Annotated in this window: 9 protein-coding genes; 1 reads left to right on the top strand and 8 read right to left on the bottom strand. The window is 57.5% G+C overall.

Features of this window, described 5'->3' with window-relative positions:
- Positions 1-80: 80 nt before the first annotated feature.
- The 8 genes from tnpA to ihfB all read right to left on the bottom strand — a co-directional run bounded on the left by tnpA (position 81) and on the right by ihfB (position 9,022).
- Positions 81-512 (bottom strand): IS200/IS605 family transposase, encoded by a 432-nt coding sequence (tnpA, locus tag DBO86_RS15795; protein WP_003460108.1) that lies wholly within the window; start codon positions 510-512, stop codon positions 81-83.
- A 96-nt stretch (positions 513-608) separates the two neighbouring features.
- Complete coding sequence (locus DBO86_RS15790; protein WP_108234187.1) at positions 609-1,826, bottom strand: ABC transporter ATP-binding protein; 1,218 nt, start codon at positions 1,824-1,826, stop codon at positions 609-611.
- On the bottom strand, positions 1,826-2,623 hold the full coding sequence (locus DBO86_RS15785; protein ID WP_279630290.1) for an ABC transporter permease: 798 nt from the start codon (positions 2,621-2,623) through the stop codon (positions 1,826-1,828). The genes DBO86_RS15790 and DBO86_RS15785 overlap by 1 nt, the downstream gene beginning before the upstream one ends.
- A gap of 133 nt (positions 2,624-2,756) precedes the next feature.
- Positions 2,757-4,199 (bottom strand): mannose-1-phosphate guanylyltransferase/mannose-6-phosphate isomerase, encoded by a 1,443-nt coding sequence (locus DBO86_RS15780; protein ID WP_108234185.1) that lies wholly within the window; start codon positions 4,197-4,199, stop codon positions 2,757-2,759.
- A 30-nt stretch (positions 4,200-4,229) separates the two neighbouring features.
- On the bottom strand, positions 4,230-5,606 hold the full coding sequence (locus DBO86_RS15775; RefSeq protein ID WP_167399136.1) for a phosphohexomutase domain-containing protein: 1,377 nt from the start codon (positions 5,604-5,606) through the stop codon (positions 4,230-4,232).
- Between the two features lie 68 nt (positions 5,607-5,674).
- The gene (locus tag DBO86_RS15770) at positions 5,675-6,955 is read right to left on the bottom strand and encodes a Wzz/FepE/Etk N-terminal domain-containing protein (RefSeq protein WP_108234183.1); all 1,281 of its coding nucleotides are present in this window, start codon (positions 6,953-6,955) and stop codon (positions 5,675-5,677) included.
- An 85-nt stretch (positions 6,956-7,040) separates the two neighbouring features.
- Positions 7,041-8,510, bottom strand: coding sequence for an MBL fold metallo-hydrolase RNA specificity domain-containing protein (locus DBO86_RS15765; RefSeq protein WP_108234182.1), 1,470 nt, complete (start codon positions 8,508-8,510; stop codon positions 7,041-7,043).
- A gap of 227 nt (positions 8,511-8,737) precedes the next feature.
- Positions 8,738-9,022, bottom strand: a complete 285-nt coding sequence (gene ihfB / locus DBO86_RS15760) for an integration host factor subunit beta (protein ID WP_003243558.1) — start codon at positions 9,020-9,022, stop codon at positions 8,738-8,740.
- 701 nt (positions 9,023-9,723) lie between these two features.
- On the opposite strand from ihfB, the gene DBO86_RS15755 reads away from it, so the two are divergent.
- Positions 9,724-10,167, top strand: coding sequence for an REP-associated tyrosine transposase (locus DBO86_RS15755; RefSeq protein ID WP_108234181.1), 444 nt, complete (start codon positions 9,724-9,726; stop codon positions 10,165-10,167).
- Positions 10,168-10,359 lie beyond the last annotated feature (192 nt).

Genomic DNA, 10,359 nt, shown 5'->3' with positions numbered 1-10,359 from the left:
ACAACCACCGACTGAAGTCGGTGGGTTAGTGACTTACGGACTGAAAGTCCGGATACGCGTCGACTGAACGACGCGTCGGATCAGTCAGGCTCCATCCTGAAATTATCGTTCGGGCTCGGCTCAAAATGATGCTCCAGATACTGCTTGATCATCTCTTCCGTCATCTGCCCAACCGTCGCGCAAAAGTACCCGCGAGCCCAAAAATGCTGCCCCCAATAGCGCTTTTTCAGATGGGGAAACTCCTCGAAAAGCTTGCTCGCCGTACGCCCCTTGATCCGCCTCATGATCTCACTCGGCGCCAAATTCGGCGGACTGCTCACCAGAATATGCACGTGATCCTTGCTCACCACACCTTTCACAATCCGAATTTCAAATGCTTCGCACGTCTGTCTCACCAGCTCTCGCACTCGCTCAGCAACCTCACCGCTGAGCACCTTGTATCGGTACTTAGTCACCCAAACAAAGTGATACTCGATCTGGTAGACCGTATGACTGCCGTATCTGTAATCAATGCGCTTGCCCTCCAGCCCCGCATGGTGGCGCTAAAGCTCACCGGCTGAAAGCCGGTGGTTTTAACCTTTCGATGGAAAATAAAATATATTCAAGCACTAGCGAGATATATGCACCGCTTGCGGTAACCAGCAATTACCAACAAACGGAGTTTTACTTCGGTTGACAACTTCGAAAAGCACAGCCAAATCTTGCCACTCATAGTTTTTTGATAGATGATCCGCACCATCCGTCAAGGCGAGCGCAATCGAATAGGTACCTGACCCTAGATTTGCCTGGAGGCTGAACCTATACAATAATTCTTCACCTTCACACAAATCTTTTTCAACGCTCTTTAGGTGATAAGTATTCGTACCGAAAACCGGTTGCCCCAAACGATCCTTAATCATATATCCGAGGACAAGCGTTGGAACTTCAAAATTTACTCTAACTTTAACTTCCAAAGCAATATAGGCTCCGACCTCAACCACTTCAGCCGGCTCACTATTAGAGTCCAACAAGGCAACGCTTAATATTTGAGCCTCACCGCTTCCCGATTGCGTTTTAGTCTTTCCATTCGTCGTTAACACCTGTCGGGTATTACTTTCTTTCTCAGCCAGCAACGCGTTGTAATAATCCATCACCGCTTCCGGCTGACCCTCAATAGCCAATCTACCAGCGGTCAAAAGAATTGCCCTGTCGCAGATGGACTGAATCGCCTGCTTGTCGTGAGAGACGATCAGCAACGTGGTGCCCTGCTTGCGAAACTCGCGGATGCGCTCGAAGCTCTTGTGCTGAAAGTAGGTATCCCCTACCGACAATGCCTCATCGACGATCAACACATCCGGGCGGATGGCCGTAGCCACACTGAATGCCAGGCGTACCTGCATGCCGCTGGAGTAGACCCTGACCGGCTGGTCGATGTAATCGCCGATCTCCGCAAAGGCCTCGATCTCCGGCATCAGTTCGGTCACTTCCTTGACGCTGTAGCCCAGCAACTGCCCGGCCATGATCGCATTCTGTCGGCCGGTAAAGTCGGGATGAAAGCCCATCCCAAGCTCGAGTAGGGCCGCCACGCGACCAGTGATAGTGACGCTGCCGGTGGTTGGCTGGGTGGTACCGGTGATCATCTTCAGCAGGGTGCTCTTGCCCGCGCCATTGATACCGATGATGCCGACGGCCTCGCCTGGCTGGACCTCGAAGTTGAGATCCTGCAGAACCCATTTGAGACTGTGGCGCGGTTTGCTGAGCGGAATCAGCCACTCTGCCAGCCGCGACCAGCGCGTCGGATATTGCTTATAGGCCTTGCCCAGATTACGTACACTGATACTGCCCATCAGAGTTCATCCACCAGTTCGCCGGAGTGCTTCCTGAACAGCCGCAGGCCCCATACACACAGCAGGATGCCCAGCAGGGCCGGAAGCCACAGGCTGCCCCAGTCCGGCGATTGCCCATGTACGAGGATCTGCTGGTAGGCGCCGATCAGAGAGGCCATGGGATTCAGTTGCATGAGCGGCTGCACGGCCGCCGGCAGGATGCTGGAAGGGTAGACGATTGGCGTCAGCCAGAACCAGAACTGCAGCGCCACAGTGAACAACTGGCCGACATCGCGGAAGAACACGTTCAACACGCCTAACGTGATACCCAGCCCGATGGCAAACAGCACCTGAATCAGCAGCACGGGGAACAAGGCAAAGAACACCCACCCCGGAAACTGACCACTGATCAGCAGAAACAGCGTGAACAAGCCGAAGATGATCGCAAAGTTCAGGCTGGCATTGAGCACCAGGGTGACCGGTAGGCACAGCCGTGGAAAGCTGAGCTTCTTCAGCAGGTTGGCGTTGTCGATGAACATGTTCTGTGCGCGGCTGACGACTTCGCTGAAGAAGCCCCAGGTGATCACCCCTGCGCACAGGTAGATGCTATAGCCGAACAGGCCCTCCACTCCGGGCAGCTTTGCCCGCATGACCTGGGAGAAGATCACCGTATAGACGATGATCATCGCCAATGGCTGGAGAATGGTCCAGGCCACTCCCAGCAGGGAGTTTCGATACTTGGACTGGAACTCGCGCTTGACGCTACCGAGGATGAAGCCCCGGTAGGCCCAAAGCGCCCTGACTGCTGCTGGCATCAGTGACTTACCTTGATCAAGGTTTCGATGGTTGTGGCGAAGTATGGCAAGGCGCTTGCCTCTGAATTCCCACCTGCGCGGGGGGTGGCGTTCAGTCGCCGTAGAGAGTTGCCATATAGCTGCTCTACCGGGGTGTTCATTTTCCGGCGCGCCCGTAGACATCCTCGAAACGCACGATATCGTCCTCGCCGAGGTAGTCACCGCTCTGCACCTCGATCAGCACCAGATCGATCACCCCGGGATTCTCCAGACGATGCTTGTGGCCAGCGCGGATGAAGGTGGACTCGTTGGTATCGAGCAGCAGCTCGCGCTCGTCATTAACAACACGGGCCATGCCGCTGACCACGATCCAGTGCTCGCTGCGGTGGTGGTGCATCTGCAGCGACAGAGAAGCGCCTGGCTTGACGACGATGCGCTTGATCTTGAAGCGCTCGCCTTCTTCCAGGGTGGTATAGGTTCCCCAGGGACGGTGGACGGTACGGTGCATCAGGTGCGCGTCGTGGCCACTCTTCTTCAGTTGACTGACGATGTGCTTGACGTCCTGCGCATGATCCTTGTGGGCGACCAGCACGGCATCGGGGGTATCCACGACGATCAGGTCTTCAACGCCGACCAATGCGGTCAGGCGCTCAGGGCTTTGCACATAGTTGTTGTGCGCCCCATGCACCAGCACTTCGCCTTCCAGGCGGTTGCCGCTGGCATCCGCCGCGGTGAGCTCGCCCATGGCATTCCAGGAGCCGATATCGCTCCAGCCGATGTCGCAGGGTACGGTGGCGACCCGCTCCGAGCGCTCCATCAGTGCGTAGTCGATGGAAATGTCCGGCACGGCGGCGAACTGTTTGGCATCGAGGCGCACGCAGCGGTGCTTGTCCCCTTCGCTCAGCCGCGACTGCTCGAGAGTGGCACGTACGGCCTCGAGTACATCCACTGCATGTTTCTGCAGTTCCGCCAGCACACTGCCGACCCGGAAGCAGAACATGCCCGAGTTCCAGTAGTAGTTGCCGGCCGCCACATACTCCTGGGCCGTGGCGAGGTCAGGCTTTTCGACGAAGCGCTGCACCTTCAGGCCACCGCCCAGCGGCGTGCGAGCATCCGCTTCGATATAGCCGAACCCGGTTTCCGGATACTCGGGCTGGATGCCGAAGGTTACCAGCCAGCCTTCGGCGGCCAGTGCCTGGGCCTTCCTGACCGCTTCGGCAAAGGCCGCCTGATCGGCGATCAGGTGATCCGCAGCGAGCACCAGCATCTGGGCATCCGCCCCGTGAACGCTCTCCAGCTGCAGCGCGGCAGCGGCCACTGCAGCCGCGGTGTTGCATCCGAAGGGCTCGAGAATGAAGCTTTGCGGGCTGCGGACCTGGCTAGCGCGCAGATATTCGTCTTCGGTCTTGAAGAACAGTTCCTGGTTGGTGACGGTCATCACCTCCGCCACATCGTCCAGCGAGGCCGCGCGCACGAAGGTCTTGTGCAGCAGGTTCTGGCCATCCGGCAGCGGCATGAACGGCTTGGGATGGGCCTCTCTGGATACTGGCCAGAGCCGGCTGCCAACACCACCAGACATGATCACGGGGATAAGCTTCATTTCTCGTCTATTCCTTTCAAGCTATTCGCCTCAGTTACGTTCAGAGGCGGCAATGATGCGTTCAACTGCCTTGACTTGATCCGCCACCAGGCTCGCCTGATGTCTGGATTCGATGTTCAGTCGCAGCAGCGGTTCGGTATTGGACACGCGCAGATTCATCCGCCAGTCCGCAAACTCGAGGCTCACGCCATCGGCAGTGTCCAGTTTGGGGTTCTGCTCGGCGAAGTGCGCCTGCACGGCAGCGAGCACGGCCTTGGCGTCGTTGACGGTGTAGTTGATCTCGCCGCTGCACGGATAGGCGGCCATGCGCTCGCCCACCAGCTCGGAGAGTTTCTTACCCTGGCGGCTCATCAGTTCGGCGACCAGCAGCCAGGGGATCATGCCGCTGTCGCAGTAGGCGAAGTCGCGGAAGTAGTGGTGGGCGCTCATTTCGCCGCCGTAGATGGCGTTTTCCTTGCGCATGCGCTCCTTGATGAAGGCATGGCCGGTCTTGCTCTGGATGGCCTGGCCACCGTTCTTCTCGCAGATATCGATGGTGTTCCAGGTCAGGCGCGGGTCGTGGATGATCTTGGCGCCCGGTTCCTTCTTCAGGAAGGCTTCGGCGAGCAAGCCGACGATGTAGTAGCCCTCGATGAATTCGCCGTTCTCGTCGAACAGGAAGCAGCGGTCGAAGTCGCCGTCCCAGGCGATGCCCATGTCGGCATTGTGCGCCCTGACCGCATCGGCGGTGGCCGGGCGGTTTTCCGGCAGGATGGGGTTGGGGATGCCGTTGGGGAAGCGGCCGTCCGCTTGGTGGTGGACCTTGATGAACTGCACCGGCACGCCGAGGGCCTGGAAGCGCCGTTCCAGGGCGTCGATGACGTGGCCGGCAGCGCCGTTGCCGGCGTTGACCACCAGCTTGAGCGGCTTGAGCGCCGGGGCGTCGATGTAGCCGAGCAGGTGTTCGATGTAGGCATCCTGGCAGGACTGGCGGGTCAGGCTGCCGCGTTTTTGCACCGGCGCGAAGGCGTTTGCCTCGGCCAGGCGCTGGATGTCCTTGAGGCCGGTATCACCGGAGATCGGCTGGGCGCCGCGGCGCACCAGCTTCATGCCGTTGAAGTCGATGGGGTTGTGGCTGGCGGTGACTTCGATGCCACCGTCGACATCGAGGTGGAAGGCGGCGAAGTAAACTTCTTCGGTGCCGGTCATGCCCAGATCGATGACGTCGCAGCCGGCGTCCATCAGGCCGTTGGCCAGGGCCTGCTTGAGGCCTGCAGTGGATAGACGCATATCGCCACCGATCACGATGCGTTTGGCATCAAGGAACTGCGCGTAGGCGCGGCCAATGCGGTAGGCGATGTTCTCATTGAGCTCAGCGCCGAGCTGGCCGCGGATGTCGTAGGCTTTGAAGCAGGTTAACGTGGTCACGGTGAGTAATTCTTCTCGATCGAGTGCAGCAACACCCTGCATTGCCATGCAGCAGGGCAATAGGTGAATCAGGCGCTTCGCGTACGGTTCCCGGTAAATACGATGCGGATCAGCGCGACGAATACGCCGAGCATGCCGCCCAGCACCAAGCCAATTGCCACGATCAGCATTTTCTTGGGTTTGATGGGTTTAAGTGGCTTGATAGCCGGCTGGTCGATACGCACCAGGTTCAGTTGTTCAAGATTAGGCCGGATACTCTTTAAACGAGCCGCTTCTTCACGCATTTCTGCCAACTTGGCCAGGAAAAGGTCTTCATTCTCCCGGCTCTGCATCATCTCGATCTGGCGGTTGTGCTCGAGCATCTGCAGTTTCTTCTGGATCGCAGCGATTTTTGGCTCGGTGTGATCATCCGAACGACGCTTGAGCAGGATATTGCGCTCGGCCTCCAGGGCTTCAGTGCCCATGAAGTGCAGGGGGAACTGCTGGCTGATCACTTCTGTACGGAAAACGTTACCCTGCCCTGCCGCTGCATCGACACCGCCCAAGGACGTGGGATTGGTCGGCTTGGAGATACCAAGTGATTTGGCGATGGCAATAGCCTCGTCGAGCTGGGCAATGCGGTTCTGTCGACGAGTACGCAGCTCAGCTCTGAGCGCCTTGAGCTCATCTTGCAAATTAGCAATCTGGAGCCTGTCATCTTCACTCAGCTTGGCGATGGTCGCCTCTTTCTTGGCCTCATAACTGGCACGCGCAGCCGCCATTTGCCGTTCGATCTTGTTCAGGCGGTTCTGGATAACGCCTTCCAGATCGAGCGCCACACGGCGGCGCTCATCGATGATGGCTTGCTCGACCATACCATTGAGAATGGTCACGCCATCTAAGTATTCAGGGTATTCAAGACGCAGCCCAACATAAGGCGTAAGGTTGTTGGTTTTCTTTGGATCCGGCTGCAACAAGGTGAAGTTTTCCTTAAAATCCTCAAATACCTGCTCAAGGGTCTTGTCACCCTTCTTTAGCGGTTCAAATAAAGCCTGATTGTCTCGGAAAAACTGCGAGCGTGAACTGTAGGAGTCCAGTGCTGCACCTACGCGTTGCAGTGCTTCTTCAGGCGTTAAGCTGTATACGCCCGTACTATTGAGTTCATCCAGCTCTTTTAATGGAGCCGGTCGTAGCATGCTTTGCACCTGATAGTGAGGCGTGGCAAGCCAAGCGTAGCCTGCAGCACAGACCGCTACGGCAAGCGTACAGGCAATGATCAGGTACTTCTGTTGCCAGAGTTTCTGGAACAGCTCCACAAGATCGATTTCATCTGCTATGGGCTCGTAGGGCTTTGCGGGTTCGGTACTCACACTATCTCCGAGGTCTAATTATCATTGAAAAACGTTGGTGTTTGCTCTTGCTGGCATCTGATAAGTGCCTGCAAAAAGCACGGGTTTAACCCGGAACTACTACGTTGAGCGGACATCCTGCTTGTGCATATAAAGCCCGATACATCCGTGCGAGCTCTCGCTTGGCATCTGGTTCGCCATGCACGATACGAATTTCTCCGGGCTTGTTGCGCATGCCGCTTACGAACTTGAGCAACCCGGCTTGGTCGGCATGAGCTGAATAGCCGCCCATGGTATGCACCTGAGCGCGAATGTCATAGCGCTGCCCGTCAAATTCCACATAGCCACTACGCGGGCCAAAACGCTGGATCTGTCGTCCCGGCGTACCCTCGGCCTGGTAGCCGACGAACAGCACATCATGCCGCTCGTCACCCAGCATCGCTTTTAGGTAGTTGACGATACGCCCGCTGGAGCACATGCCGTTGCCGGCTATAACGATAGCCGGCTGAGTGGTTTGGGCCAGACGGTTGACCATGGCCAGGTGTGCCTGGTGGCTGTCGACCGTAAGCAGGTTACGGAAAGCCAATGGATTACGGCCCTTGGCCAAGCGCGCCCTCGCCTCTGCGTCCCAGAAATGATCGAGCTCGCGGTATACCGCTGTAAAACGACTGGCCAGCGGGGAGTCGAGAATGATGGGTAGATTCGTCCAGTCGAGCGTTGCAGCTTTGCTGGTGCCCGGTTTTGAAGCACTTGACTGAGCTTTGGTAGATTCTTTCAGCGCTCTGCGATGGATGATGTCTTCCAGCTCATAGAGCAACTCTTGAGTGCGACCAATACTGAAGGCGGGTATCAGCACTGTGCCCTGGTTACTCAGCGCGTGTTCGAGCACTTTTTCCAGTCGCGCACGACGACTGCGGCGGTCTTCGTGCAGGCGGTCGCCGTAAGTGCTTTCGATAACCAGAATATCGGCTTTGTAGGGAGCTTTCGGCGCCGGCAGGATTGGGGCATGGGGTGCGCCGAGGTCGCCGGAAAACACAATGCGTTTCTTCTCGCCCGTCTCGGGGTAGTGCAGATCCACTTCGACGTAGGCCGAGCCGAGGATGTGGCCAGCACGCTGTAGACGAATCCGCGCGTTGAGTTGCGGCGTGTCGATCAAGCTGAACCATTGTTTGTAGGGCAAAGCGACGATGCGCTGCTCGATTAGCTTGAGGTAACGCTCGACTTGTTTCTGATCGCGACTAAAACCAAGCTTGAAGGCATCTTCGAGAACGATAGGTAGCAGCTTGGCTGATGGCTCACTGCAGAGAATCGGGCCTTTGAAGCCAGCGGCTAGCAGATAGGGAATGCGGCCAACATGATCGATGTGAACATGGGTTGCGACCAGAGCCCTGATACCATCCAGGGAAAAATCGATGGCGAGGTTACCGGCATTCGCACGGCCTTCTGGAGAGGTTTCCGCGCCTTGAAATAGGCCACAGTCAATTAGCAACGCATGCTCATGATCCATCTGTAGCTGATGGCAAGAGCCCGTCACACCCGTTACAGCGCCATGATGAACAATGGAGGGGTACCGCACGAGTCAATCCCTAACGCTGGCGAAATTCAAAGGGACTCAGCCCAGCAATGTGGATGGCTGCTCAGATAAAGCTGGTGAGTTCAACCAGCTGAAAGCGTAGCAACCAGATGCTTTGTGAAAAGCCACACATTTTGACCGTTTTCTGTAATTTCGCAAGTACGAGAGGCGCTTTATGTCAGATTGCCATCTAACAAGGGGTCGACACGAGCGAAGGGCTCTACAGTTGCTTACTCATCCTCATTGACCCTATCACGCAACTCCTTGCCCGGCTTGAAATGCGGTACAAACTTGCCATCCAGACGTACCGATTGGCCGGTTTTGGGGTTACGCCCTACACGCGGAGCGCGATAGTGCAGCGAGAAGCTACCGAAACCACGAATCTCGATGCGGTCTCCCGTGGCCAGCGCCTGGGACATTTGCTCCAGCATGGTCTTGATGGCCAACTCGACATCCTTGGAGGAAAGCTGGCCCTGGTGGGTGACGATTCTTTCGATCAACTCCGACTTGGTCATGGTTTTCCCTTCTTTTTCAAGCGGCTAGAAGACTCGATGGATCGGTTGTAGCACGCTGATCAGCTTTTGAACAGCCTAAAAAACAATGTGTTAGCGAGTTTTGCGGTTAGTTGTGATGATGCGGGCTTTGTGTGACAGGCATACTGGATCGGTGTAGGAGCCCCGCCTCGGGGCGAAGCTTTGGGGTTGCGTTTGGGATTGTGGGATAGCCGCCATTGTTCGCGGCGGGGCTCCGCTCCTACGCGGGCGGTGGCGTGTGCTGGGTTGGCGTAGGAGCCCCGCCTCGGGGCGAAGCTTTGGGGTTGCGCTCGGGATTGTGGGATAGCCGCCATTGTTCGCGGCGAGGCGCCGCTCCTACACGGGCGGTGGCGTTTGCTGGGTTGGTGTGGGAGCCCCGCCTCGGGGCGAAGCTGTTGAGGCCGGCTCGATATTTGTGGGGCAGCCATTGTTCGCGGCGGGGCGCCGCTCCTACGCGGGCGGTGGCGTTTGCTGGGTTGGCGTAGGAGCCCCGCCTCGGGGCCAAGCTTTGGGGTTGCGTTCGGGATTGTGGGATAGCCGCCACTGTTCGCGGCGGGGCGCCGCTCCTACAGGGGGTCGCGTCGTTTGCTGGGCTGGCGTAGGAGCCCCGCCTCGGGGCGAAGCTTTTCCCAGAACCACACTCGTCTAAGCTGGAATTAGACACTCCTGCGGAAGGGAATCCGATGACAGAGAAACGCTACGCCTCACACAGACTTCGCGACGGACGCTGGTCCAGTAGCGGACAAATCTATCTTGTCACCACCGTAACCAATGGTCGTCTGCCTGTTTTTGCTGATTTTTCAGCGGCGCGCACGCTCATACGGGTCATTCGTCAAGATCAGTTGCTTGGATCGCATCAAACGCTCTGCTTTGTCGTGATGCCTGATCATCTGCACTGGCTATTGCAACTACAGAATGAGGACCTGACCCGCTTGGTGGGCAGGGTCAAATCCATTTCCGCCAAGCGCCTGGGTAGGCCGATATGGCAGAAGGGATTCCATGATCATGCGCTGCGTCGGGAGGAGGATGTTCGGAGTGTGGCGAGATATGTGGTGTCGAACCCCTTGAGAGCCGGGCTCGTGGAACGAGCGGGTGATTATCCGCATTGGGATGCGGTGTGGATATGAGGGCAGTTGGGCGCAGCCTTTAGCTATTGCTTCGGTATTGCAGGGTGATGGCTATTCGCGGCGGGGCGCCGCTCCTACAGGGGTCGCGTCGTTTGCTGGATTGGCGTGGGAGCCCCGCCTCGGGGCGAAGCTGTTGAGGCCGGCTCGATACTTGTGGTGCAGCCATTGTTCGCGGCGGGGCGCCGCTCCTAC

The sequence above is a fragment of the Ectopseudomonas oleovorans genome (genome assembly GCF_003052605.1).
GTDB classification, from domain to species: domain Bacteria; phylum Pseudomonadota; class Gammaproteobacteria; order Pseudomonadales; family Pseudomonadaceae; genus Aquipseudomonas; species Aquipseudomonas oleovorans_A.
The sequence above is the reverse complement of the archived record's forward strand: the minus strand, read 5'-3'. Positions and strand labels throughout refer to the sequence as shown.